The 26,116-nt window shown below is 65.6% G+C and carries 12 protein-coding genes and 1 pseudogene (1 of these 13 cut by a window edge); 7 read left to right on the plus strand and 6 right to left on the minus strand.

The genetic code is table 11. The features are described from left to right. The 4 genes in view from ACM62G_RS24045 to ACM62G_RS24060 are tightly spaced (at most 56 nt apart) and all read left to right on the plus strand, a layout consistent with a single transcriptional unit that may run on beyond the window. Nucleotides 1–358, plus strand: the final stretch of a protein-coding gene (locus ACM62G_RS24045; RefSeq protein WP_419735758.1) for a non-ribosomal peptide synthase/polyketide synthase. The gene continues 22,346 nt to the left of window position 1, outside the view; only the last 358 of its 22,704 coding nucleotides appear in the window; the start codon falls outside the window, past its left edge; its stop codon occupies nucleotides 356–358. After that, nucleotides 355–15,051, plus strand: a complete 14,697-nt coding sequence (locus tag ACM62G_RS24050) for an amino acid adenylation domain-containing protein (protein WP_419735759.1) — start codon at nucleotides 355–357, stop codon at nucleotides 15,049–15,051. The genes ACM62G_RS24045 and ACM62G_RS24050 overlap by 4 nt, the downstream gene beginning before the upstream one ends. A 56-nt stretch (nucleotides 15,052–15,107) precedes the next feature. Continuing rightward, nucleotides 15,108–16,265 (plus strand): macrolide transporter subunit MacA, encoded by a 1,158-nt coding sequence (gene macA, locus ACM62G_RS24055; protein WP_054064278.1) that lies wholly within the window; start codon nucleotides 15,108–15,110, stop codon nucleotides 16,263–16,265. After that, the gene (locus tag ACM62G_RS24060) at nucleotides 16,262–18,220 is read left to right on the plus strand and encodes a MacB family efflux pump subunit (protein WP_054064277.1); all 1,959 of its coding nucleotides are present in this window, start codon (nucleotides 16,262–16,264) and stop codon (nucleotides 18,218–18,220) included. Before macA ends, ACM62G_RS24060 begins: the two co-directional genes overlap by 4 nt. Nucleotides 18,221–18,276: 56 nt before the next feature. On the opposite strand, the pseudogene ACM62G_RS24065 reads toward ACM62G_RS24060, so the two are convergent. Next, nucleotides 18,277–18,999 (minus strand): annotated as a pseudogene (locus ACM62G_RS24065) (helix-turn-helix transcriptional regulator); the annotation flags it as partial. A 179-nt stretch (nucleotides 19,000–19,178) separates the two neighbouring features. On the opposite strand from ACM62G_RS24065, the gene yfcF reads away from it, so the two are divergent. Further along, a complete protein-coding gene (yfcF, locus tag ACM62G_RS24070; RefSeq protein ID WP_419735760.1) occupies nucleotides 19,179–19,814 on the plus strand; it encodes a glutathione transferase in 636 nt (211 codons plus the stop codon). A 17-nt stretch (nucleotides 19,815–19,831) separates the two neighbouring features. Here the strand turns inward: yfcF and ACM62G_RS24075 are convergent, their stop codons facing one another. The 5 genes from ACM62G_RS24075 to ACM62G_RS24095 all read right to left on the minus strand — a co-directional run bounded on the left by ACM62G_RS24075 (nucleotide 19,832) and on the right by ACM62G_RS24095 (nucleotide 24,224). Continuing rightward, complete coding sequence (locus ACM62G_RS24075) at nucleotides 19,832–20,473, minus strand: C39 family peptidase (protein WP_273820910.1); 642 nt, start codon at nucleotides 20,471–20,473, stop codon at nucleotides 19,832–19,834. Then, nucleotides 20,470–21,741, minus strand: coding sequence for a transporter (locus tag ACM62G_RS24080; RefSeq protein ID WP_419735761.1), 1,272 nt, complete (start codon nucleotides 21,739–21,741; stop codon nucleotides 20,470–20,472). The genes ACM62G_RS24075 and ACM62G_RS24080 overlap by 4 nt, the downstream gene beginning before the upstream one ends. 78 nt (nucleotides 21,742–21,819) lie before the next feature. Then, a complete protein-coding gene (locus ACM62G_RS24085) occupies nucleotides 21,820–22,320 on the minus strand; it encodes a hypothetical protein (RefSeq protein ID WP_419735762.1) in 501 nt (166 codons plus the stop codon). Nucleotides 22,321–22,385: 65 nt separating this feature from the next. Then, nucleotides 22,386–22,877 carry a hypothetical protein gene (locus ACM62G_RS24090; RefSeq protein ID WP_273820913.1) on the minus strand — a complete coding sequence of 164 codons (492 nt, stop codon included), beginning with the start codon at nucleotides 22,875–22,877 and terminating at the stop codon, nucleotides 22,386–22,388. Between the two features lie 492 nt (nucleotides 22,878–23,369). Further along, on the minus strand, nucleotides 23,370–24,224 hold the full coding sequence (locus ACM62G_RS24095; protein ID WP_273820914.1) for a LysR family transcriptional regulator: 855 nt from the start codon (nucleotides 24,222–24,224) through the stop codon (nucleotides 23,370–23,372). A 108-nt stretch (nucleotides 24,225–24,332) separates the two neighbouring features. On the opposite strand from ACM62G_RS24095, the gene ACM62G_RS24100 reads away from it, so the two are divergent. Together ACM62G_RS24100 and ACM62G_RS24105 are read left to right on the plus strand one after the other, a co-directional pair. Continuing rightward, a complete protein-coding gene (locus ACM62G_RS24100; protein WP_273820915.1) occupies nucleotides 24,333–24,974 on the plus strand; it encodes an FMN-dependent NADH-azoreductase in 642 nt (213 codons plus the stop codon). A 228-nt stretch (nucleotides 24,975–25,202) separates the two neighbouring features. Continuing rightward, nucleotides 25,203–25,994 carry an SDR family NAD(P)-dependent oxidoreductase gene (locus ACM62G_RS24105; RefSeq protein ID WP_273820916.1) on the plus strand — a complete coding sequence of 264 codons (792 nt, stop codon included), beginning with the start codon at nucleotides 25,203–25,205 and terminating at the stop codon, nucleotides 25,992–25,994. Nucleotides 25,995–26,116: the final 122 nt, after the last annotated feature.

Consider the following 26,116-nt stretch of genomic DNA (forward strand, 5'->3'; position numbering starts at 1 on the left):
CTACATGGTTCCGGCGCTGTTCGTGCACCTGGCAGCGTTGCCGCTGAGCCCCAACGGCAAGCTCGATCGCAAGGCGCTGCCGGCGCCGGACCAGGCGGCCCTGGTCGTGCGCGAGTACGAGGCACCGCTGGGTGAAACCGAAATACTGATGGCCCGGCTCTGGGCGGAACTGCTGAATGTCGAGCGTGTAGGGCGCCACGACAACTTCTTCGAGCTGGGTGGGCACTCACTGCTGGCCGTCAGCCTGATCGGCCGTCTGCACCAGGAAGGCATGGAAGCCGACATGAGGGCGCTGTTCGAACAACCGACGTTGGCCGGATACGCCGCAATTACCGAACAAATGGAGATCGCCTTGTGAACGTGACGGAACTGCTGGCCATATTGAAGGCAAAAGGCATCCAACTGGCTGTCAGGAACGATCAACTGATCGTACAGGGTAACAAGCAGGCACTGACCGAGCCTGAACTGCTGGCGCGCCTGCGCGAGTACAAACCGGTGCTGATCGGCATGATCCGCGACGGTTCCTATTCGCCGGCGGCGAGCGGCCAGGTGACGGTGCCGGCCAACGCCATCGAGGCCGGGACCACCCGCATCACCCCGGCGATGCTGCCCCTGGCCAATCTGGACCAGGAGCAGATCGACCGGATCGTCGCCCAGGTACCGGGCGGGGTCGCCAACGTGCAGGATATCTACCCGCTGGCACCGTTGCAGGAGGGCATCCTGTTCCACCACGCCAGTGCGACGCAGGGGGATCCCTATGTCATGCAGTCACAGTTCGCCTTCGCCGACCTGGAGCGGCTGACGGCTTTCGCCCAGGCCTTGCAGAAGGTCATCGACCGCCACGACATCCTGCGCACCGCAGTGCTCTGGGAGGGCCTGGAAAGTCCGGTACAGGTGGTCTGGCGCAAGGCCGAACTGGTGGTGGAAGAGGTGCTGCTCGAACCGCACGAGGGTGAGGCGCTGCAACGGTTGCACGAGCGTTTCGACGCTCGCCACTATCGCCTCGATGTGAGCCGGGCACCGCTGATCCGCCTGGTGTACGCCCGCGATGAAGCCGCGCAGCGGCTGGTGGCGATGTTGCTGTTCCACCACATGGCCCTGGACCATAGCGCACTGGACGTGGTGCGCCATGAGATGGGCGCGTTCCTGCGCGGGCAGGGTGGGCAACTGGGCCAGCCGGTGCCGTTTCGCAACTATGTGGCCCAGGCCCGCCTGGGAATCAGCCAGGCGGAGCATGAAAGCTTCTTCCGCGAGATGCTGGCGGAGATCGACGAGCCGACCTTGCCCTACGGCCTGCAGGACGTGCAGGGCGACGGCACGGCCATCGACGAATTCAATCTGGCGCTGGAGCCGCAACTGAACCTTCGGCTGCGGGCCCTGGCCCGGCAGCAGGGGGCGAGTGTCGCCAGCCTGTTCCACCTGGCCTGGGGCCAGGTGCTGGCGGCGTTGTCGGGCAGGCGCAGCGTGGTCTTTGGCACGGTGCTGATGGGCCGCATGCAGGGCGGTGGCGATGGCGACCGGGCGCTGGGGATCTTCATCAACACGCTGCCGGTGCGGGTCGATATCGGCGGCCTGACGGTCCAGGCCGGGGTCCGTGCGACCCAGGCCCGGCTCACCGCGCTGATGCGCCACGAACACGCACCGCTGGCGCTGGCCCAGCGCTGCAGTGGGGTCGAGGTGCCGACGCCGCTGTTCAGCAGCCTGCTCAACTACCGGCACAACGGTCTGGCGGTGGCTGCCAGCGCCAGCGACGCGGCCTCGGCCTGGCATGGCATCACCCCGCTGAGTTCCGAGGAGCGCACCAACTACCCCCTGACCCTGAGCGTCGACGATCAGGGCGAGGACTTCCGCCTGGCCCTGCTGGCCAGTTCGCAGATCGACGGGCAGCGGGTGTGTGACTACATGCGCACGGCCCTGGAGCAACTGGCGCAGGCCCTCGAACAGAGTCCGCAGGCGTTGCTGGAGCAACTGTCGATCCTGCCGATGGATGAGCGCGAGCTGTTGCTGGAGGGCTTCAACGCCAGCCAGGCCGACTACCGGCAAGGGTTGACCCTGCACCAGCGCATCGTCGCCCGGGCTGCCGAACAGCCGCAGGCGGTGGCTGCGGTGTGCCAGGGACAATCATTGAGTTATGCCGAGTTGAACCGGCAGGCCGAGGTCCTGGCCCACCACCTGGGTGAACTCGGCGTCCGCCCCGACCAGCGGGTGGCGATCGTTGCCCGGCGCGGGCTCGATACCCTGGTCGGGTTGCTGGCGATCCTCAAGGCCGGGGCCGGCTATGTGCCGATCGATCCGGCCCATCCGGCCGAGCGCCTGCGTTACCTGCTCGACGACAGCGCACCGGTGGCGGTGCTGACCCAGGACGACCTGCTGGCCCGTCTGCCGGAACTGGCGGTGCCGGTGATCAACCTCGACAAACCGTTCTGGCAGGAGCACACCGTCGCCAGCGGGCAACTGCCGACCCCTGATCCCCGGCACCTGGCCTATGTGATCTACACCTCCGGTTCCACCGGGCTGCCCAAGGGGGTGATGGTCGAGCACCACACCGTGTCCAACCTGGTGGACTGGCATTGCGCGGCCTTCGATCTGTGCCCGGGACGGCACACCTCCAGCGTCGCCGGTTTCGGCTTCGACGCCATGGCCTGGGAAGTCTGGCCGGCCCTGTGCGCCGGGGCGACCCTGCACCTGCCGCCGCCGGCCGAGGGCGGCGAGGATGTCGACGGCCTGCTCGACTGGTGGTGCGCGCAGCCGCTGGACGTCAGCTTCCTGCCGACGCCGATCGCCGAACACGCCTTTGCCCGCAACCTCGAACACCCGACCCTGCGTACACTGCTGATTGGCGGTGACCGCCTGCGCCAGTTCAGCCGCAACCAGACCTTCGAGGTGATCAACAACTATGGTCCGACCGAGGCCACGGTGGTCGCCACCTCGGGGCGGGTCGAGGCCGGGCAGCTCCTGCATATCGGCAAGCCGATGAGCAATGCGCGAGTCTACCTGCTCGACGAACGCCAACGCCCGGTGCCGCTGGGGGTGGCCGGTGAGCTGTATGTCGGCGGTGCCGGCGTCGCCCGCGGTTACCTCAACCGCCCGGAACTGACCGCCGAACGTTTTCTCCACGACCCGTTCAGCGATGATCCCCGGGCGCGCATGTACCGCACCGGCGACCTGGCCCGCTGGCAGCTCGATGGCACCCTCGAGTACCTGGGACGCAACGACGACCAGGTGAAGATCCGCGGCATGCGCATCGAGCTGGGCGAGATCGAGAGCCGGCTCAACCAGCTTCCCGGTATCCAGGAAGCGGTGGTGCTGGCCCGCGAGGACCAGCCGGGGCAAGCGCGGCTGGTGGCCTATTTCACCGAGCAGGCGCAGGTCGATGCGTTGGAAACCGCCGAACTGCGGGCCTGGCTGCAGGCCCACCTGCCGGACTACATGGTGCCGGCCGCCTATGTGAAGCTGGCCGCGCTGCCGCTCACGGCCAACGGCAAGCTCGATCGTCGGGCGCTGCCCAGGCCCGAGCTGGATGACCTGTTCACCCGCGAGTACGAAGCGCCCGAGGGCGAGCTGGAAATCACCCTGGCGCAGATCTGGAGCGAGGTGTTGCAGGTCGAGCGGGTCGGTCGCCGCGATCATTTCTTCGAACTGGGCGGGCACTCGCTGCTGGCGATGCGCATGGTGGCGCAGGTCCGCCAGCGCCTCGGCGTGGAATTGGCGCTGGCGCAACTGTTCGCCAATGCCGAGCTGGCGGCGGTGGCCGAAACCCTCGGCCAGGCGGCCCGCAGTACCCTGCCGGACATTCTCGCGGTGGCGCGGGACCAGGCGCTGCCACTGTCGTTCGCCCAGCAGCGGCTGTGGTTCCTGGCGCAGATGGGCGCCGCGAGCAGCGCCTACAACATTCCGGTCGGCCTGGGCCTGCACGGCCCGCTGGACAGCCAGGCGCTGCAACGGGCGCTGGCGCGTATCGTCGAGCGTCACGAGACCCTGCGCAGTCGTTTCGTCCTGCACGGTGACGAGCCACGGGTGGAGATCGCTCCGGTCGGCCAGGGGCTGCGGTTCGCCATCGAGGACCTGCGCGCGACCCCCGATGCCCAAGCTTGCGTCCAGGCGCGCCTGCGCGAGGAAGCCGGCGAACCGTTCGACCTGCAACAGGGGCCGCTGATCCGTGGCCGTCTGCTGTGCCTGGCCGACCGGCACCATGTGCTGCTGCTGACCCTGCACCATATCGTCTCCGATGGCTGGTCGATGGGCGTGCTGACCCGCGAGCTGATGGCGCTCTACGAGGCCTTCCGCCACGCCCGGCCTGACCCGCTGCCGCCGTTGGCGGTGCAGTACGGCGACTTCGCCGTGTGGCAACGGCGTTGGCTCGATGGCGAGCTGTTGCAGCAGCAGGGCAGCTACTGGCAACAGGCCCTGGCCGGCGCGCCAGCCCTGCTGATGGTGCCCACCGACCGGCCGCGTCCGGCCCGCCAGGACTACGCCGGCGCCACGATCGGTTTCACCCTGGATGAACGCCTGAGCGCCGCAGTCAGGGCCCTCGGCCAGCGGCATGGCACCACCCCCTACATGACCCTGCTGGCCGCCTGGGCCCTGCTGCTGGGGCGCCTCAGCGGGCAGCATGATCTGGTGATCGGCTCGCCGGTGGCCAACCGCCAGCGGGCCGAGGTGGAAGGCCTGGTGGGGCTGTTCGTCAACACCCTGGCGATCCGCCTCGATGTCTCCCCGCAGCAGACCGTCGAGGCGCTGCTGGCCCAGGTGCGCGAACGGACCCTGCAGGCCCAGGCTCACCAGGACCTGCCGTTCGAGCAGGTGGTGGAGCTGACCCGGCCGGAGCGCAGCCTGGCTCACAGCCCGCTGTTCCAGAGCATGTTCTCCTGGCAGAACCACGATGAGGCGGCGCTGCAACTGGGCGACCTGCAACTGGAGGCGCTGGCCGGCAGCGGGCAGTTCGCCAAGTTCGACCTGGCCCTCGACCTCGGTGACGGCGGCGCGCAACTGGTGGGCTCGCTGACCTATGCCACGGCCCTGTTCGACGCGGCCACCATCGAGCGTTATCTCGGTTATCTGCGTGGTGTGCTGCAGGCGATGGTCGACAACGACCAGGCCAGCCTCGGCCAGGCCAATCTGCTGGACGAAGCGCAGCGCGTGCAGTTGCTGCAGGACTTCAATGCCAGCCAGGTCGAGTACCCCCGTGGGCATACCCTGCACGGGTTGTTTGAACGCCAGGTCGAGCGCACGCCGGATGCCGTGGCGGTGCGGATGGACGGGCAGGCACTGAGCTACCGTGAGCTCAACCGTCAGGCCAACCAGCTGGCCCATCATCTGCGGGCACTGGGTGTGCAGGCGGATGAGCGGGTGGCGATCTGCGTGACCCGCAGGCCACGGATGCTGGTGGGCCTATTGGCGATTCTCAAGGCCGGCGGCGCCTATGTGCCGGTCGATCCGGCCCATCCGGCCGAGCGGATCCGCTATCTGCTGGAGGACAGCGCACCCCTGGCCGTGCTGGTCCAGGGCAACACCCGCGAGCTGGCGGGCCGGTTGCAGGTGCCGCTGGTCGATCTCGACCAGCCGACCTGGCACGACCTGCCCGTCAGCGATCCGCACGTGGCGGGGCTCGCTGCCCGGCACCTGGCCTATGTGATCTACACCTCCGGCTCCACCGGCCTGCCCAAGGGCGTGATGGTCGAGCACGGCACCGTGGAGAACCTGGTGCACTGGCACTGTGCGGCCTTCGATCTGCGTGCCGGCAGCCATACCGCCAGCGTTGCCGGCGTCGGTTTCGATGCCATGGTCTGGGAAGTCTGGCCGGCGCTGTGCGTGGGCGCGACCCTGCACCTGCCGCCGGCGAGCCTGGGCAGCGGCGAGCTGGATAGCCTGCTCGACTGGTGGCGGGCGCAGCCGTTACAGGTGGCGTTCCTGCCGACGCCGGTGGCCGAGTATGCCTTTGGCCAGGGCCGTGGCCATCCGACCCTGCGCACCCTGCTGATCGGCGGCGACCGCCTGCGGCAGTTCGCCGAGGACCCTGGCTTCGCGGTGATCAACAACTACGGCCCGACCGAGGCCACGGTGGTGGCGACCTCCGGGCAGGTCGAGCCGAACGGGCTGCTGCATATCGGTCGGCCGATCGACAACGCGCGCCTCTATCTGCTGGACGAACAACTGCGTCCGGTGCCGGTGGGGGTGGCCGGCGAGCTGTATGTCGGGGGGGCCGGGGTGGCGCGCGGTTATCTGCACCGCCCGGAACTGACCGCCGAGCGTTTTCTCGACGACCCGTTCAGCACGCTGCCGCAGGCCCGCATGTATCGCACCGGCGACCTGGCGCGCTGGCGGGCCGACGGTACCGTCGAGTACCTGGGCCGCAACGACGACCAGGTGAAGATCCGTGGTGTACGGATCGAGCTGGGCGAGATCGAGGCCAGCCTCAACCGCCTGCCGGGCGTCCGTGAGGCGGTGGTGCTGGCCCGTGAGGATGAGCCCGGCCAGGTGCGCCTGGTGGCCTATCTGACCGAGGCGGCATCGGGCGGCTTGCCCGAGCCTGGTGAATTGCGCGCGCAGTTGGCGACGCAACTGCCGGAGTACATGGTGCCGGTGGCCTATGTCCGGCTCGACGCGTTGCCGCTGACGGCCAATGGCAAGCTCGACCGCCGGGCGCTGCCGGCGCCGGCGCTGACGGCCCTGTCGCAGCGTGAATACCTGGCGCCCGAAGGCGAGCTGGAAAATACCCTGGCGCGGATCTGGGGCGAATTGCTGCAGGTCGAGCGGGTCGGTCGCCGGGACCATTTCTTCGAGCTGGGCGGCCATTCGTTGCTGGCGATGCGCATGGTTTCCCAGGTGCGCCTGCAATTGCAGCGCGAGCTGCCGTTGGGCGAGCTGTTCGCCAATCCCGAACTGGCGGCCGTGGCACGGTTTCTCCAGAGCGATGCACCGGTCAGCCTGCCGGCCATCGTCGCGGTTCCCCGTGACGGCGCGCTACCGCTGTCGTTCGCCCAGCAGCGGCTGTGGTTCCTGGCCCAGATGGACGGTGCCAACAGCGCCTATAACATTCCCGTCGCCCTGCGCCTGCGTGGGCAGTTGCAGGCCCAGGCCCTGCAACAGGCGCTGGCGACCCTCGTCGCGCGCCACGAAACCCTGCGCAGTCGTTTCGTCGAATGCGATGAAACACCCCAGGTGCTGATCGCTCCGGTTGAGGCCGGCCTGCTCCTGCAGGTCGAGGACCTGCGCCAGCATCCGCAGGCCGCCACCGCCCTGGAAGACCTGCTGAGCGATGAAGCCCGTGCTCCGTTCGACCTTGCGCGCGGGCCGTTGATTCGTGGCCGGCTGGCGATCCTCGGCGAGGAGCATCATGTACTGCTGCTGACCCTGCACCACATCATCGCCGATGGCTGGTCGATGGACGTGCTGACCCGCGAGCTGGTCGCGCTGTACGCCGCCTTCAGCCGCGGCGAGGATGACCCGCTGCCGCCCCTGGCCTTGCAGTATGGCGACTTCGCCGTCTGGCAGCGGCAGTGGTTGAGCGGCGAAGTGCTGGCGCGGCAGAACGCCTACTGGCAGCAGGCCCTGAGTGGTGCGCCAGCCCTGTTGATGCTGCCCACGGACCGACCGCGTCCGGCGCGTCAGGACTATGCCGGGGGCCAGGTCGAGATCCATCTCGACGCGTCGTTGAGCGCGGGGCTCAGGGCGCTCGGCCAGCGCCATGGGCTGACGCTGTACATGACCCTGATGGCCGGCTGGGGCGCGCTGCTCGCTCGCCTGGCCGGACAGGACGAGGTGGTGATCGGTTCGCCGGTCGCCAACCGCCAGGGCGCGGAGATCGAGGGCCTGATCGGGCTATTCGTCAATACCCTGGCGATTCGTCTCGATGTGGCCGGCGCCGGGAATGTCGCCGCGCTGCTGGCACAGGTTCGCCAGCGCATTCTCGAGGCCCAGGCGCACCAGGACCTGCCGTTCGAGCAGGTGGTGGAACTGATCCGGCCGGCGCGCAGCCTGGCCCACAGCCCGCTGTTCCAGACCCTGCTGACCTGGCAGGCGGGCGAGCGTGCCGAAGCGGTGCCCGGTGGCCTGCAGTTGGAAGGGATCGCTGCCCCGGGGCATTTCGCCAAGTTCGATCTGTCCCTGAACCTGGGCGAGACCCAGGGCTGCATCAGCGGTGGCCTGGTGTACGCCACGGCGTTGTTCGACGAGTCGACGATGCAGCGTTATGCCGGCTACTTCGAGCGCCTGCTGCGGGCCATGGTCGCCGACGACCAGACCCGGTTGGCGCGGATCGACCTGCTGGACATGACCGAGCGCGAGCACTTGCTGGGGGATTTCAATGCCACCGACACCGGCTACAACCTGGCGCAGACCCTTCATGGCCTGTTCCAGGACCAGGTCGAGTGGGCGCCGGAAGCCGTGGCGCTGCAGGCGGGCGAGGAGCGCCTGACCTACCGGGCGCTGAACCAGCGCGCCAACCAGTTGGCCCACCACCTGCGCGAGCAGGGTGTGGCGCCGGATGCACGCGTGGCGATCTGCGTCGAACGCGGCCTGGAGATGGTCGTCGGCCTGTTGGCGATCCTCAAGGCCGGCGGCGCCTATGTACCGCTGGACCCGGCCTATCCGGCCGAGCGGATCGCCTACATGCTCGCTGACAGCGCACCGGCGGTGGTGCTGGTGCAGGGCCGCACCCGCGACCTGCTGGGTGAGGTGGCGGTACCGGTGATCGACCTGGACTGCAACACCTGGCACAACCGCTCGGTGAACAACCCGTGGGTGGGTGAACTGACCCCAAGGCATAGCGCCTACGTGATCTACACCTCCGGCTCCACCGGCCAGCCCAAGGGCGTGATCAACGAACACGCGGCGGTGGTCAACCGCCTGCTGTGGATGCAGGACGAATACGGCCTGACCCCGGATGACGCGGTGCTGCAGAAAACTCCGTTCAGCTTCGACGTGTCGGTGTGGGAGTTCTTCTGGCCGCTGTTCACCGGCGCGCGGCTGGTGATGGCGCGTCCGCAAGGGCACAAGGACCCGCTGTACCTGAGCGAGGTGATCCAGGCCGAGCAGATCACCACCTTGCATTTCGTGCCGTCGATGCTCGATATGTTCCTGGCCCACGGTGATGCCGAACGCTGCGCCAGCGTGAAACGGGTCATGTGCAGCGGTGAAGCCTTGCCGGGCAGTGTGGTGCGCCGGTTCAAGGCGCAGTTGCCGGGTGCCGAACTGCACAACCTCTACGGTCCGACCGAGGCCGCGGTGGACGTGACGGCCTGGAGCTGTGCCGGCCCGATCGAGCAGACCCCGGACAACACGCCGATCGGCAAACCGATCGCCAACACCCGGATGTACCTGCTCGACCCACAGATGCAGCCGGTACCGCTGGGTGTGGTCGGTGAGCTGTACATCGGCGGGGTGCAGGTGGCACGCGGTTACCTCAATCGCCCCGAACTGACTGCGGAACGTTTCCTCGACGATCCGTTCGGCACGACGCCGGAGGCCCGGATGTACCGCACGGGCGATGTCGGCCGCTACCTGGCGGACGGCAACATCGAGTACCTGGGGCGTAACGACGACCAGGTGAAGATCCGCGGCCTGCGTATCGAACTGGGCGAGATCCAGGCGCGCCTGACCGCCTTCCCGGCGGTGCAGGAGGCGGTGGTGGTGGCCCGTGAGGACGTCGCGGGCGACAAGCGCCTGGTGGCCTACTACACGGCGGCCGAGGTCCAGGACATCGATGCGTTGCGGGCCCATCTGCTGGAGCAACTGCCGGACTACATGGTCCCGGCGCTGTTCGTGCACTTGGCAGCGTTGCCGCTGAGCCCCAACGGCAAGCTCGATCGCAAGGCGCTGCCTGCGCCGGACCAGGCGGCCCTGGTCGTGCGCGAGTACGAGGCACCGCTGGGTGAAACTGAAATACTGATGGCCCGGCTCTGGGCGCAGCTGCTGAATGTCGAGCGTGTAGGGCGCCACGACAACTTCTTCGAGCTGGGCGGTCACTCGCTGCTGGCGGTCAGCCTGATCGGACGCATGCGCCGGCTTGGCCTGACGGCCGATGTGCGGGTGCTGTTCGGCCAGCCGACCCTGGCCGCCTTTGCCGCCAGCCTCGGCGCGGGGCGCGAGATCGAGATCCCGGCCAACCGCATTCGGGCCGGTGCCCGGCGGATCACGCCGGCTGACCTGGCGCTGGTGACACTGGAGCAGGAGGCCATCGACCGGATCGTCGCCAGCGTGCCGGGTGGCAGCGCCAACGTGCAGGACATCTACCCGCTGGCGCCGTTGCAGGCGGGGATTCTCTACCACCACCTGGCCGCCAGCGAAGGCGACCCGTACCTGCTGCAGGCGCAATTCGCCTTTGCCAGCCGGGAGCGCCTGGACGCCTTCAGCCAGGCTCTGGGGCAGGTGATCGAACGCAATGACATCCTGCGCAGCGCGGTCCTCTGGGACGGCCTGCCGGAACCGTTGCAGGTGGTGCTGCGCGAGGCGCCGCTGGTGTGCGAGGCGGTGTCGCTGGATCCGGCCGACGGGGAGGTGTCCAGCCAGTTGCTGGCGCGCTTCGATACCCGCCACTATCGCCTGGACATCACCCGAGCGCCGTTGCTGCGCCTGGTGCACTGCGCCGATCCGGCCAATGGCCGGATCATCGGTCTGCTGTTGTTCCATCACCTGGTCATGGATCACGTCGCGCTGGAAGTGTTGCAGCAGGAACTGCAAGCCTGCCTGCTCGGCCATGGCGAACGGCTGGGCGCCGCGGTGCCTTACCGCAACTACGTGGCCCAGGCCCGTCTGGGCATGAGCGAGCAGGAGCACGAGACGTTCTTCCGCGAGCAACTGGGGGACATCGATGAGCCGACCCTGCCGTTCGGCCTGCGGGACGTTCAGAGCAATGGCGGTGGCGTCGAGGAGCGCCAGCGGCCGGTCGATCCGGCATTGAGCCGACGCCTGCGCCAGCAGGCTCGGCAACTGGGCGTCAGCGCCGCGAGCCTGGTGCACCTGGCCTGGGCGCGGTTGCTCGGGGTGGCGGCGGCCCGTGAGCAGGTGGTGTTCGGCACCGTGCTGCTCGGGCGCCTGCAGGGCGGCGAGGGCGCCGAGCGGGCCCTGGGGGTCTTCATCAATACCTTGCCGTTGCGCGTCGACATCGACGCCCGGCCGGTACGCGAGGCCCTGCAGGCCACCCATGGGCGCCTGGCCCGGCTGCTGGCCCATGAACATGCGCCGCTGGCGCTGATGCAGCGTTGCAGCGGCGTGGCCGCTGGCACGCCGCTGTTCAGTGCCTTGCTCAATTACCGGCACGGAGCCTCGGCAACGGCGGCAGACGATGAGGTTCGGGGCGCCTGGCAGGGCATCGAGTTGCTCAAGGCCGAGGAACGTACCAACTACCTGTTGACCCTCAGCGTCGACGACCTGGGCGAGGACTTCGCCCTGACCGCGCTGGCACCGGCACAGATCGGTGCGCAGCGGGTCTGCGACCTGATGCACGCGGTGCTGGAGAACCTGGCGCAGGCCCTGGAGCAGCAACCGACCTTGCCGATCGAGCAACTGTCGGTGCTGCCGGGCGATCAGCGTCGGCAGTTGCTGGACGGATTCAACGCGACCACGCGCGAGTATCCGCACCTGCAGACCGTGCACCGGCTGTTCGAGGCGCAGGCCCTGGCCCGTCCCGAGGCCCAGGCGCTGGTGCACGGGACACAGAGCCTCAGCTACCGCGCCTTGAACGCCCGGGCCAACCGCTTGGCCCATCACCTGCTGGCCCTCGGCGTGGCGCCGGGTGACACGGTGGCGATCCTGCTGGAGCGCTCGGCGGACCTGCTGGCCAGCCAGTTGGCGATCAGCAAGTGCGCAGCGGTGTACGTGCCGCTGGACATCAATGCCCCGGTCGAACGCCAGCGCTTCATGCTTGAAGACAGCCGGGCGGTGCTGCTGTTGACGCGTGGTGATGAGCTGGCCGACCTGGCATTGCCCCGGGTCGAGCTGGACAGCCTGGCCCTCGACTGGCGGCCGGAGCACAACCCGGATCTGCCGCAGTCGTCCGAGACGGTGGCCTACCTCATGTACACCTCCGGCTCCACCGGTACCCCCAAGGGTGTGCTGGTGCCGCACCGGGCGATCACGCGGTTGGTGATCAACAACGGCTACGCCGATTTCAACGAGCACGACCGGGTGGCCTTCGCTTCCAACCCGGCGTTCGACGCCAGTACCCTGGAGGTCTGGGCACCGTTGCTCAACGGCGGTTGCGTCGTGGTGGTCGACCAGGGCGACCTGCTGTCGCGTGATGTGCTGGGGGCGTTGTTGCAGGAGCAGGCCGTCAGTGTGTTGTGGATGACCGCCGGCCTGTTCCAGCAGTACGCCGACGGCTTGATGGAGGCTTTGCGTGGCCTGCGCTACCTGATCGTCGGTGGCGATGTGCTCGACCCGGCCGTGATCGAGCGGGTGCTCAGGCACGGGGCCCCCCGGCATCTGCTCAATGGCTACGGCCCGACCGAGGCCACGACCTTCTCCACCACCTTCGAGATCACCACGGTGGCCGAGGGCAGCATCCCTATCGGTCGGCCGATCGGCAACGCCCGCGCCTATGTGCTGGATGCCCGGCGGCAGCCGGTGCCGGTGGGCGTGGTCGGTGAGTTGTATGTCGGTGGCGCGGGCGTGGCGAAGGGCTACCTGAACCAGCCGGAACTGACGGCGGAGAAATTCCTCGCCGACCCGTTCAACCCGCTGCCGGGCAGCCTGATGTATCGCACCGGCGACCTGGTGCGCTGGCGCGCCGATGGCAACCTGGAGTACCTCGGGCGCAACGACGGCCAGGTGAAGATCCGTGGCTTCCGCATCGAACTGGGCGAGATCGAGACCCGCCTGGGCCGGCACCCGCAGGTTCGCGAGGTCGCCGTGCAGGTACATGAGCTGGCGCCGGGCGACAAGCGCCTGGTGGCCTACTTCACGGCGATCGGCGAAGGCGTGGCGCCGGAGGTCGAGGAACTGCGCAACCATCTGCTCGGGCAATTGCCGGACTACATGGTGCCGTCGGCCTATGTGCGGTTGCCTCTGCTGCCTCTGACCGCCAACGGCAAGCTCGATCGCAAGGCGCTGCCGGTGCCGCTCATCGAGGACTTCGCCAGCCGTGCCCATGTCGCTCCGGCGAACCCGCTCGAGCAGACCCTGGCGCAGCTCTGGGCCGACGTGCTCAAGGTCGAGCGGATCGGTCGCCACGACAACTTCTTCGAGCTGGGAGGCCATTCGCTGTTGGCGATCCGCCTGGTCAACCTGCTGGAACAGGCGGGCCTGCCAGTGTCGCTGGCGGAGTTGTTCCAGCATGCCAGCGTCGAATCGCTCGCCACCTTGCTCAGCCAGCGCGGCGCCGCGCCGCAAGGGCGCGACGAGGTGATCACCGTGCGGGCCGGCGGCAGTCAGCCGGGGCTGTTCCTGGTGCATGAGTTCAGTGGTGCGGATGCCTATTTCCCGGTGCTGGGCCAGCACCTGCCCGGCGATTTCCCGATCTACGGCCTGCCGGGCATCGCCCTGGGCCAGCCGCAGTTGCGGACCATGGAGTGCCTGGCGGCACGGCTGGTGGAACTGATCCGCGAGGTGCAGCCGCAGGGGCCGTATCGCCTGGCCGGCTGGTCGTTCGGGGGAGTACTGGCCTACGAGATCGCTGTCCAGTTGCTGGGCCAGGACCAGCCGGTGCAGTTCCTCGGCCTGCTTGACAGCTACGTGCCGCGGCTGACCGACCAGGGCAAGGCGCGCTGGGCCGGTGAGGCGGCGCACAAGCGCCACCTGCTGCTGCAATGCTCGGCCTGGCTCACCGTCGAAGGGCCGGCGGGCAGCGATGGCTTGGCGCAGGTGCGGCAGTTGGAGCAGGACCTGGACCGCTTCGATTTCGACGGCCTGCTGGAGCACTGCCGCGAACGGCAGTTGCTGCCGGCCAGTCTCGGTTCGGTATCGTCGCAGGCGTTGTGGCCGTTCATCGATCGCGAGGTGGCCCACGGGCATGCCTTGGCCCATTACCGCCTGCACCCGATCGGCATGCCGGTGCACCTGTTCCGGGCCGGCGAGCGTACCAGCGAGCTGGCGCGGCGCAGCGAGTCGCTGGGCTGGGCAGAGGCCCTGGGGCGTGGCGAACTGCGCTGCATCGAGGTACCGGGCGATCACTTGAGCATGATGCAGGCGCCGCATGTCCAGGTCCTCGGCCAGGCGCTCGGCGACGCCCTGGAGCGTGCGCAGGTGGCGCCGGGCAGCGTGCACCAGCCGCTGTTGACGATCCAGCAGGGCCGCGCCGGTCGCACGCCGATCTTCTGTGTGCCCGGTGCCGGGGACAGTGTCACCGGGTTTATCGGGCTCACCGATGCCCTCGGGCCGGACTGGCCGGTGATCGGCCTGCAGCCCCGCGGGCTGGATGGCGAGTCGGTGCCGCACAGTTGTGTCGAGAGTGCCGCGCAGTTGTATCTGCAGGCGCTGGAGCAGGCCTGCCCGGAGGGGCCGTTGCATCTGGTCGGGCATTCCTTCGGTGGCTGGGTGGCCTTCGAAATGGCCACCCGGTTGCAGGCGGCCGGGCGCGAGGTGGCCTCGCTGACGTTGATCGACAGCGAGTCGCCCGGCGGCAACAGCGTGATCGGCAAGCCCTATACCACCACTGCGGCCCTGCAGCGGCTGGTCGAGGCGATGCAGTTGGCCTCGGGCAAGTCCCTGGGCATCGATGCGCAGGCCTTCGCCGAACAGGACGACAACACCCAACTGGCGCAACTGCATGCCGGCATGGTCCGGGTCGGTCTGCTTTCGGCACGGGCGGCGCCGCAGGCCATGCATGGCCCGGCGCGGACCTTCGCCAGCGCACTGCGTACCGTCTATCGGCCGCAGCGGCGTTTTGTCGGTCGGGCCAGCCTGGTGCTGGCGGACGATCCGACCCTGGACGCGGCCGGCAACCAGCGCGAGCAACAGGCGATGGTCGCCGGCTGGAGCGCCCAGGTCGACGAACTGACGGTCTGGTATGGGCCGGGCAACCATTTCAGCCTGCTCAAGGCGCCCGCCGTGAGCCAGCTGGCGGCCTGGTGGCTGGGCCGATTGTCTGCTGCCGTGGAGGAGGGGGTGTCGTGAGACGCCCCGTCCCCGGGTTCGATTTCAGGTATTTCTCAAGGTATTGATGGTCACTTATGAAAAAAACGAAGTTTCGCAAGACGGGTATCGGGCTGGCGCTGGTGCTGGTCGCAGGCCTGGTGTTCTATGCGGTGCAGGCGCCGGCCGAGCCGCCGCAGTACCTGATCGCCACGGTCGAGCGCAGCGATATCGAGAACACGGTGCTGGCGACCGGAGTGCTCGAAGGCATCCGCCAGGTCGATGTCGGCGCCCAGGTTTCCGGGCAGTTGAAATCCCTCAAGGTCAAGGTCGGCGACAAGGTTAGGCGCGGCCAGTGGTTGGCCGAGATCGACCCGCAGGTGCTGCAGAACACCCTGCGCCAGGCCCAGGTCGATGAGGAAAACCTGCAGGCGCAACGGCGCGCGACCCAGGCCCAGCTCAAGCAGACCAAGGCGGTCTATGAGCGTTACCTGGGGCTGCAGAGCGATGCGGCGATCTCCCGGCAGGATTTCGAGACCGCCGAATCCAACTATGAGGTGCAGCGGGCCAACCTCGGCGCCCTCGAGGCGCAGATCAAGAGTGCGCAGGTGCAGATCGACACGGCCAAGATCAACCTGGCCTATACCCGCATCGTCGCGCCGATCGATGGCGACGTGGTGGGCATCGTCACCCAGGAAGGCCAGACCGTGATCGCCAACCAGTTGGCACCGGTACTGCTCAAGCTGGCTGACCTGGACACCATGACCGTCAAGGCCCAGGTCTCGGAAGCCGACGTGATCCATATCAGCCCCGGCCAGGAGGTGTACTTCACCATCCTCGGCGAGGCGGACAAGCGCTACTACGCCAAGCTGCGTGGCACCGAGCCGGCACCGCAGAACTTCGTGGAGACCCAGACCGCCGGCACGCCCAAGCAGAACACCGCGGTGTTCTACAACGCGCTGTTCGACGTGCCCAACCCCGACCATCGCCTGCGGATTTCCATGACCGCCCAGGTGCGTATCGTCCTCGACACCGCCAAGTCGGTGCTCACGGTGCCGGTCGCGGCCCTCGGCCCGCGCGACGCCGATGGCCGTTTCCCGGTGCGGGTGGTCGACGCCAAGGGCGTGGCCCATGAGCGCAAGGTGCGCACCGGGATCAACAACAACGTCAAGGTGCAGATCAGCGAAGGTCTGGCCGAAGGCGACAAGGTGGTGATCGGCGAACCGACGCCAGCGGTGGCGGGAGCCGGCCAATGACGCAGCCACTGCTGGAACTGCGCGGCATCAGCCGCAGCTTCATGGCCGGGGAACGTGAGTTCACCGCGCTGAAGAACATCGACCTGAGCATTCATGCCGGGGAAATGGTGGCGATCACCGGCGCCTCGGGTTCGGGCAAGTCGACCCTGATGAACATCCTCGGTTGCCTCGACTACGCCACCGCCGGCAGCTACAGGATCAACGGTCGCGAGACCCGCGACCTGGGCAGCGAGGAACTGGCCGAACTGCGCCGCGACTATTTCGGTTTCATCTTCCAGCGCTACCACCTGCTGCCGCACCTGAGCGCCATGCACAACGTCGAGATGCCGGCGATCTATGCCGGTACCGGCGAGTCCCGGCGCCATGGCCGGGCCCGCGAACTGCTCGGCCGCCTCGGCCTGGCCGCACACCTGGAGAATCGGCCGAGCCAGCTCTCCGGTGGCCAGCAGCAGCGGGTGAGTATCGCCCGGGCACTGATGAACGGCGGCGAGGTGATTCTTGCCGACGAACCCACCGGTGCGCTGGACACCCACAGCGGCAAGGAGGTGATGCAGATTCTTCAGGAACTGCATGCTGCCGGGCATACGGTGATCATCGTCACCCATGACCCCAAGGTGGCCGCCAATGCCGAGCGGATCATCGAGGTGCGCGATGGCGAGATCATCAGCGACCGGGCCAACGAGCGCCCCACCGACGAGACGGCGGGCACCCACAAGGCCACCCTGGCGTCCAAGAGCACAGGGCGCCTGGTGGCTGGCTTCGGGCTGTTCAAGGAGGCCTTCAACATGGCCTGGGTGGCGCTGATCTCGCACCGCATGCGCACGCTGCTGACCATGCTCGGCATCGTCATCGGCATCACATCGGTGGTGTCGATCTCGGCCATCGGCGAGGGGGCCAAGCGTTATGTGCTCAAGGACATCCAGGCGATCGGCAGCAACACCATCGACATCTACCCGGGGACCAGTTTCGGCGACAGCCGGGCCAGCCGGATCGAGACCCTGGTGCCGGCCGATGTGCTCGCGCTGAGCCAGCTGTACTACGTCGACAGCGCCACGCCCATGGTCGGACGCAATATGCTCCTGCGCTACCAGAACGTCGATCTCGATGCCCAGGTCAACGGAGTCAGTGATCGCTACTTCCAGGTTCGCGGGTTGAAGCTGGCGCAGGGCATTGCCTTCAGCGAAAGCGACGCCCGGCGCCAGGCCCAGGTGGTGGTGATCGACCACAACACGCGCAATCGCCTGTTCGGTCCGAATGTCGATCCGCTGGGCCAGGTGATCCTGCTGGACAACCTGCCCTGCACGGTGATCGGGGTCACGGCCGACAACAAGAACATCTTCACCTCCAGCAAGCAGTTGAACGTCTGGGTACCCTACGAGACCGCGGCGGGCCGCCTGCTCGGGCAACGCTACCTGGACAGCATCATGGTGCGGATCAAGGACGGGCAGCCGAGCAAGGTGGTCGAGGACAACGTGATCAAGCTGATGCAGCAGCGCCACGGCACCAAGGATTTCTTCACCAACAACCTCGACAACATCATGCAGACGGTGGACAAGACCAGCCGCTCGCTGGCGCTGCTGCTGTCGCTGATCGCGGTGATTTCCCTGGCGGTGGGCGGCATCGGCGTGATGAACATCATGCTGGTGTCGGTCACCGAGCGTACCCGCGAGATCGGCATCCGCATGGCGGTCGGTGCGCGCCAGTCGGACATTCGCCAGCAGTTCCTGGTGGAAGCGGTGATGGTCTGCCTGATTGGCGGGATGATCGGCATCTCGCTGTCATTCGGGATCGGCTACCTGTTCTCGCTGTTCATCAAGGAATGGCAGATGGTGTTTTCCCTGGGGGCGATCGCCACGGCGGTGATCTGTTCGACGCTGATCGGCATCGTGTTCGGCTTCGTACCGGCGCGCAACGCCTCGCGGCTCGACCCGATCGAGGCGCTGGCGCGCGATTGAGAGAGGCGGGGGATCGCATGCTGCAATCCCCTCGCCGGTCCACTGGCAGGAGACGGTTACACGGGCGCTGCCGGCACCACCGGCGCCGGCGCTTCCTCCGCCGCGTACATCCAGCGCATCAGCGAGTGGCGTCCGCTGATGCCCAGCTTGATGGACGCGCGCTTGAGGTAGCTCTCCACGGTATTGACCTTCAGCTGGAGCATTTCGGCCAGCACCGGTGCCGTGCGCCCGGACAGCAGGCCGACGCAGACGTCCGTTTCACGGTTGGACAGTGTCAGCCCCGACTGCGCCAGGCGATCGACAAAACGCAGGCGCAACGCCTGCAGCCCCTGGCTCTCCATGTCGTCGAGTTGGCCGGGCTGGCTGTCCAGCGGGGGCGACAGGGGTTGCAGGGCGCTGATGTGCTTTTCAACCATCGGCAGCAGCAGCGGGGAGAAGTCCTGCAGGATGCTCCTTTCCTGTGCGGAGAACTGCTGCGAATGGTTCGAACGGTACACCGAGAGGGTATAGCTGCAGTCATCCTTGCGCCGGGTCAGGTGCAGGGCCGATTCCTTGGCGTTGGACGCCGGGGAGATCGGTTCGCCATGGGTGATGACCTGGCTGCCGGCATGGGCCGATAGGGGGTGGTTTGCGGGTGTATCGGCAGCTTGCGGATGTGGGTGGCGTCGACTGACAACTGGGTGAGAATGAGGTCGTGCAACATCCGCGGAAAACGGCGACTGCCAGTGCTGGCGATGACCTTGCCAATTTGCGGGAAAAGCTGTTGTGAGTTCATCGATTCATCCATGAGTTTCAAAATCCGGAACATTCGCTTACCAGGAAACGAGCCTGGAGCAGCGGCCTTTACCATAGCCCAATTCCCAGTATTCCGCTCGGGAATACGCCCATGAAAATCGTTGATTTCATTTGTCCGGGCAGATCCCGTAGCGTGTCGCTCTCATTCCAAGGAGAGTCTGCCGTGAACGATGCCCGTCTGCGTTTATATGTCGATGCCCAGTACACCAGTCCCTATGCCCTGTCGGTATTTGTCGCGCTGCGGGAAAAGGCCCTCGAATTCGATCTTCACCCCCTCGACCTGGACGCCCATGAGCAGCAGTCGCAGGCGTACGCCGGCTTGTCCCTGACCCAGCGGGTGCCGACCCTGGAGCAGGGTGGCTTCGCGCTCTCCGAGTCCTCGGCGATCACCGAGTACCTGGACGAACTGTTCCCGCAGGCACCGCTCTATCCACGCGATGCCCAGCAGCGGGCCCGGGCGCGGCAGGTGCAGGCCTGGTTGCGCAGCGACCTGCAGGCGCTGCGCCAGGAGCGTTCGACCCTGGTGATCTTCTATGGGCGCAAGGCTGGCCCGTTGTCGGCCGCCGGCGAGGCGGCGGCGCGCAAGCTGATCGAGGCGGCGCAGGTTCTGCTGGGGGATGGCAGAGAGTACCTGTGCGGCCAGTGGTCGATTGCCGATGTCGACCTGGCGCTGATGCTCAACCGGCTGATCTTCAATGGCGACCCGGTGCCCGCCGTGCTGGTCGACTATGCCCGCCGCCAGTGGCAGCACCCGGCGGTGCAGGCGTGGGTGGCGCTGGAACGTCCGGCCCTGGGGTGATACAGGGGCCGTCCGGCTCAACGGCTGGATGGCGCCAGCAGGGTTCTGACGACCTCGATCTCGGGCGCCACATGGCGGGCGCCTGGAAGCGCCAGCAAGGGGGGCTCCGGTCGGCTGGCAGCGGCACGGCCGACGATCAGCGTTTCGCCCCGCCATTGTCGGAACAGTTCGAACAGCGGTATCCGCCGGTGACCGCGCGCCGGGTCGGCGAGAAAGGCATGGCCCTGGCGGACGCCCTTGAGGACCACGAAGTGATTGAGCCGGTCATGGTGCAGCAGGATGAGCACCGGGCCGTCCAGCGCGTGTACGGCCTGCGCTGGCAACAGCACGCCCTCGGCGCTGTAGCCCAGGTGCAGGGCGGTGGATTTGAGGTCGAGCAGCGAAAACCCGGCCCGGACCCGTTCGCGTACCTCGAATTCGGACAGACGCAGCACGATATCCGCCAGAACCTGCTCTTCGCCGACCGGCTCGCCCAGGTAACGCTCGAGCAGGATCGCCAGGGCCGCCGCGCCGCACGAGTAATCGAGGGTCTGGCGCTGGATGCCGTGCAGGCGCAACTGGTTCATCGACTGCAGGCGCGGCCCGGCAGCTTCAGCGGTCGGGCTGGCGAGCAACAGGCCAAGCAGGAACAGCCCGCCCGGCAGCCTCTGGCCGATCAATTGAAACGCCTTTTGAAATGCGCCGACAGTGCGGCGGGGCCGGCATCGTCGTTCAGCCCCAGGGTGATCTCCGGCGAGATCACCCAGTCGTCGCCGAGCCGATAGGCCGCACTGAAGGACAGTTCGAGCGGGTCCGCATCCGAGCCATGAATGGTCTGGTGATCGGCCCGCAGGTTGGCGCTGTAGGCATAGGCCAGCCGACTGCCGAGCGAGAGTCGTTCGTTCAGGGCGAAGCCGACCCCGGCATAGCCCTTCAGGACCCAGCCGGGCTTGAGGTGATAACCGTCGAGGGTCCTGGCAAAGGCATACTGATAGCCGATCCCGCCGAAGAGAATGGCCGGATCGGCGCTGCGCACGAAGGCCACGCCGGGCGTCAGGCTCCAATGTCCGGAGCCATTGTTCAGCGGGTCCTTCCAACGGTTGAAAACATCGTTGTAGCGTTTCTGTCCGGTGGGGATGTTGATATCCAGGCTCAGCGCGATCGCTGGGATGTGGGCATCCTCCTCGACGATCTGGTATTGGGCACCGAGGGCGATATCGGCCAGGCGCCAGGCATCGGCTTTGCGCACGAACGCGTTGCCGGAGACGTCCTGGACATGGCTATAGGTAAGCGGCGTACCGAGATAGGCCTCCAGATTGCGAGAGAGCCCGGCCCGCAAGGTCGGGCGCAGTTCCAGCTGGCGTGCCGAATAGGACGAGCGCTGGAAGTGGCCGGCCTGGGGCAGACCGTACTGGAGCCGGCTCTGCTTGTAGGCGAGGCCAAGGTCCAGTTCGTATTCACCAGGCGACAGCAGCACGGTGGAACCGGTGAGGAAGTCGAGCGGCGGTTGGGCAGGCTGATCCTCGCCGTAGCGACTCGGCGAAGTCTCGACATTGGCTCGTTCCTGCGTGACGGGCCTGTCAGGCTGAAAACGGGCCAGGCTGACGAGTTGGGAGAGATCGATGGGTGTCGTGCCAAATGTCGTCGATTCCAGCAGTGTCCGATCATCCGTCGTGATCTTGAGTTGCCCTGTGGCCTTTTCACCGCTGGCAAACAGCAGGGTATAGGGCATGTCGCTGCGGATCGCGAGGATATCCGTGGCGGGCACCCTGATTGCCGAACCGTAGTGGCTATCGAAGATGCACAGGCCTTCGCTGAACGAAATGATGCTGCCGGATAACCGGTCGCCGTTTTTCAGCAGCAGCGTGTCGGCCAGTGCCGGCAGGGTTTCGTAGAGATAGAAAAAGATCACACCGATGCCGCAGAGCAACTTCAGCGGGCTGATCATGCTGGTGTCCTTGCCCCAGGCCGAGGCGGTAGCCAGCCACGCTCAGGGAGCGTGGCCTGGTGAGTGGCCGCGAGGCGATCAGGACAGCGCGATGCCGAGCCGGCTGACATACTCGGCCATCTTCGGATCGTTTCTTATGCCTTCGAGGAACTCCTGATGGAGCTTTTCGTTCATCGAGCGGGAGTTGAGGGCGGCGTAGGTGGACTCCTCGTCGACGAGACCGTTTCGTTCGTACAGGGCATCCATGTGGGATTGCAGCAGGTTGAAGTATTCATCTCTTTCCCCAGACGAAAGATTCGAAAACTTTCCATCCATGAACATTGATGTTCCATCTGGCCGGGTTATGACTTGGATCGCGAATTCACCCGACCATCCTGGCATCGCACCCACAGGAACAGGCGGATCCATCGCATCGGACATCTCGGCGCCAGCGGCGCTGATGCTGACCGGGTCAGAAGTGTTTTTCGTATTGCCGGGAGTTTCCAGTGAGAAGCCTTTCTGGTCTTGTTCTTGATGTGTCACTGATTTGGCCGTGGATGGGTTGTATGTAGAGAGTGATAAACGGCTGTTGATGTTCATGAGGGTACCTTGCGTAAGAGGTTTTATGTTCTTTCGGTTGAGGTTGTGCGGTTATAAGGGTTTGCTCACCAGGAAAAAGTTGAAATCGGCCGATTCCAACTGGTCTCCCTCCAGCCAAAATTCAACGGTGTGCCATTTTCATTTAATGCTTGATAGTGATGGTCTACCTCTACCGCGTTGCTTGCGTTCCAGTGTCCGCCCGGGGAATCCGATTTATCTGCAAGCCAGAGATCACCGGCGAACTTGTACGTGATGCCATTTTCAATTTGCTCATATTTTCCATGTGGGTCCCAGTCTCTGCCGATTGAGTAGTAGGACCTGTAATCGTGCTCGTTACCAAAGCGTTTCAGGCGCATTTTGTATGTTTTCAAACCCTGCGTAACGCTGGGGTAGGGGTGCCCGGTAATTCTGGCTGCGCCTCTGATCTGGCTGAGACTTTGGTCGTCGAGGACTGTGACTGGAATGCCTTTGGCTTTCAGTGAAGACAGAATGGCTGGTTGTGCAACGCTGATGGCCGGTAACAGGGTTATGGCTAACAACAGGTGGCCGGTTTTCATTTTTAACTCCAGATGCGGTTTGGCGTCAGGATAAAGAACGCCCTATCTGCGTGCCGTATTGGGCTGGCGATGGTGTCGCTCTCTCGGTTGCAAGAAAGTTGGTGCTGCTCTTTTGTAAGCGGATATTTAATATCTTTTGCTGGGACTTAATAACTGGCCGAATGGATAGGTTTTTTATTATTTTGAAGTAATAAAGGTTGTTCTGAGGTTGTGCGGGAATATGTGTGGGAAGTGGCTGTAGTCTTGATACTACAAAAGAAGGTTGCACACTGGACGCAGTGGAGGTTTGGCCTGTTTTCCAGGATTGAGGACCTATTCGCGGGCAAGCCCGGCTCCTACGGGAAGGTGTCGTAGGCAAGCTCCGTGAACGACGCCACCTTGGCGCCGGGCATGCTTGCCTTTGATCTACCGGCCCCGTTTCTGATAGTGCCGCGGCGAGAGCCTATGGAGGGTGCCGCCAGACCCGGAAGCAGCGGCCTTCTTGAAAGTCGCTCAAGCCCTGCGCGTGGAGCAGTATTCCACAATCAGCCGAGTGACCGCCGCCACGATCGCCTGATCCGCTTCAGGTGAGGTGAACAGCCGAAATTGCACATCCGGCAAATCCGGCAGCCCCTGCTCGGCTCCAAGCACCGCCAGCCCTTGCCCTACCTGGCTGAGTGTCATGGGGGCGATTGCGAAGCCTGCGAGCGCCGCCGCCCGCAATCCGGCAGCGCTGCTGCATAACAGCGCCGTGCGTTGGGCGATGCCCGCCTGGGCCAGCCGCGTCAGTGCGGCCTCTCGATAAGGGCACGGCTCCGGGAACAGCGCCAGCGGCAACGGTGTCGGTAAGGCGGTGGCGGCCTGCGCTGGCCAAGCCCACACCAGTGGTTCCTGCCACAGCAGCAGCCCCGCTTCGCCGGTTTCGCACAGAGAACCGATGACCAGCTCCAGATGGCCTTGTTTCATCAGGCTCAGCAACGTGCCCGGAATGCCCACCTGCACACCGATCTCCAGGCCCGGGTACTGCGCCGCGAAATCCTGAAAGGTGCGCAATAACCGCGATTCGACAAAATCCTCGGACACCCCGATCCGCAGCCGTCCGTGAAACGGCGTACGCGTCAGTTCTGCCCAGGCATCACGGTTCAACACCAGGATCGTACGCGCATAGGAAACCAGGCGTTCGCCATCGGGAGTCAATTGCTGGGAGCGGGTGGTACGCGTCAACAGCGGTTTGCCAATCTGTTCTTCCAGCCGCCGCACGTGGCCACTGACCGCCGACTGCGTGAGGTGCAGCTTCTGGGCGGCACGGCTGAAACCTTCTTCATCGACGACCGTGACAAATGTCTTGAGCAGCAGCGTATCGAACATAGTTGTATTCGTGATGAATATCGTGTTGATTTACGATTTATATTTCAAATCAAGCTATGTTGCAATGCGCGTATCGGTTCTGTTCACCCCCAACCCCCGAGGCGCGCCATGACGACTCTTCTGCATATTGAATGTTCTCCCCGCAAGCAACGTTCGGCTTCCCTTGAAGTGGCCCGCAGCTTCATTGCGCGTTATCAGGAACATGCCCCGGATACCGAACTCATCACGCTCGACCTTTGGCAGATGGCGTTACCGGAGTTCGACGACCTGGCCATGCAGGCCAAATACGCCGGGCTCAGTGGCACGCCCTTGACCCCCGCGCAACAGGACGCCTGGGACACCTTGAAAGCGTTGGCCAGTCACCTGCACCGCGCGGATGTGCTGGTGATGTCCGTGCCGCTGTGGAATTTCAGTATTCCGTACAAACTCAAGCACTTCATCGACCTGGTGTCGCAGAAAGACATCCTGTTCAGTTTTGACGCGGAGCGCGGCCTGCAAGGCATGCTGTTCAACAAGACCGCTGTGGTGATGTACGCCCGAGGCCTGGATTTTTCGGCGCAGTCGATCACGCCGGCCACACGCTTCGATTTTCAGAAGCCTTATGTGGAAGCCTGGCTGAAGTTTGTCGGCGTGACGGATGTGCATTCGGTGATTGTGGAGAAAACCATCCTGGGCGAAGAGGTTGATCGCAGCGCACGCGAAGCCGCGGTCCAGCAGGCCAGGGGTTTGGCAGACAGTCTGTGTCGCTGACGTTTCAGGAGCTTGATGGGCTTCAATTGAAAAAATCCCACTAGACTCTTTCGTGCGCCTTAACCCGTGCATCCATCTTGTGTCGGACGATTCGTCTGTTGTGACCGGTACGGCTGCGCCGGTCGGTGGTGGCGCCTCGATTGCGCGTATGTGAACCCGTTGGCGGCATCCCGTTGTTCAAGACTCGGTGCCGTCCTGTCTACTTCACCCACGAAAAAGGAGTCACCGATGGACCTGAATCTGAAAGGCAAACTCGCGCTGGTCAGCGGGAGCACGGCCGGCATTGGCCTGGCGATCGCCAGCACGTTGGCGCAGGAGGGCGCCCGTGTCATCGTCAACGGCCGCTCCCAGTCGTCTGTGGACGACGTGGTTGCGCAACTGAAAGCGCAGACCGGTGGCGATGTGCAGGGTTTCGCGGGCGATCTGAGCACGGCCGCCGCAGCCGAAGAGGTCGCACGACGCTATCCGCAAGTGGACATTCTGGTCAACAACCTGGGCATCTTCGAGCCCAAGCTGTTTGAAGAGATCCCTGACGCGGACTGGCAACGTTTCTTCGACGTCAACGTGCTGAGTGGTGTACGCCTGGCTCGCCTGTTTCTGCCGGCGATGAGGCGGGCCGACTGGGGGCGTATTATTTTCATCTCGAGCGAAAGCGGGGTGCAGATTCCGGCCGAAATGATCCACTACGGGGTGACGAAAACGGCGCAGCTTGCCGTCTCGCGTGGCTTGGCCGAGGCCGTTGCCGGCACGGGCATTACCGTCAACAGCGTCCTGCCGGGGCCGACGAAATCGCGCGGAGTGGGCGAATTCGTCGAGACCCTTGCCAAAGCCGAGGGGCAATCGTTCGAAGCGTTCGAAAAGGCCTTTTTCGAGAAGGTTCGCCCTACATCGCTCATCAAGCGATTTGGCTCACCGCAGGAGATTGCCTCCCTCGTGGCCTATCTGGCCAGTCCGCTTTCGTCGGCCACGACGGGCGCTGCGTTGCGAGCCGATGGGGGCGTGATAAAGAGCGCTTTCTAGACCCACGCCGGCGTTGAGCCGGCGTCTTGCTCCTTGGCTTCGAGACGAGGCGGGCCACGGACTGTTACCCAACTGCCAACCTGCACACTTGCGGTGCACTCCGTGAGCCATTCGGTAGCACT

It is taken from the genome of Pseudomonas sp. COR18 (assembly GCF_048568395.1).
Classification (GTDB): Bacteria; Pseudomonadota; Gammaproteobacteria; order Pseudomonadales; family Pseudomonadaceae; genus Aquipseudomonas; species Aquipseudomonas fuscovaginae_B.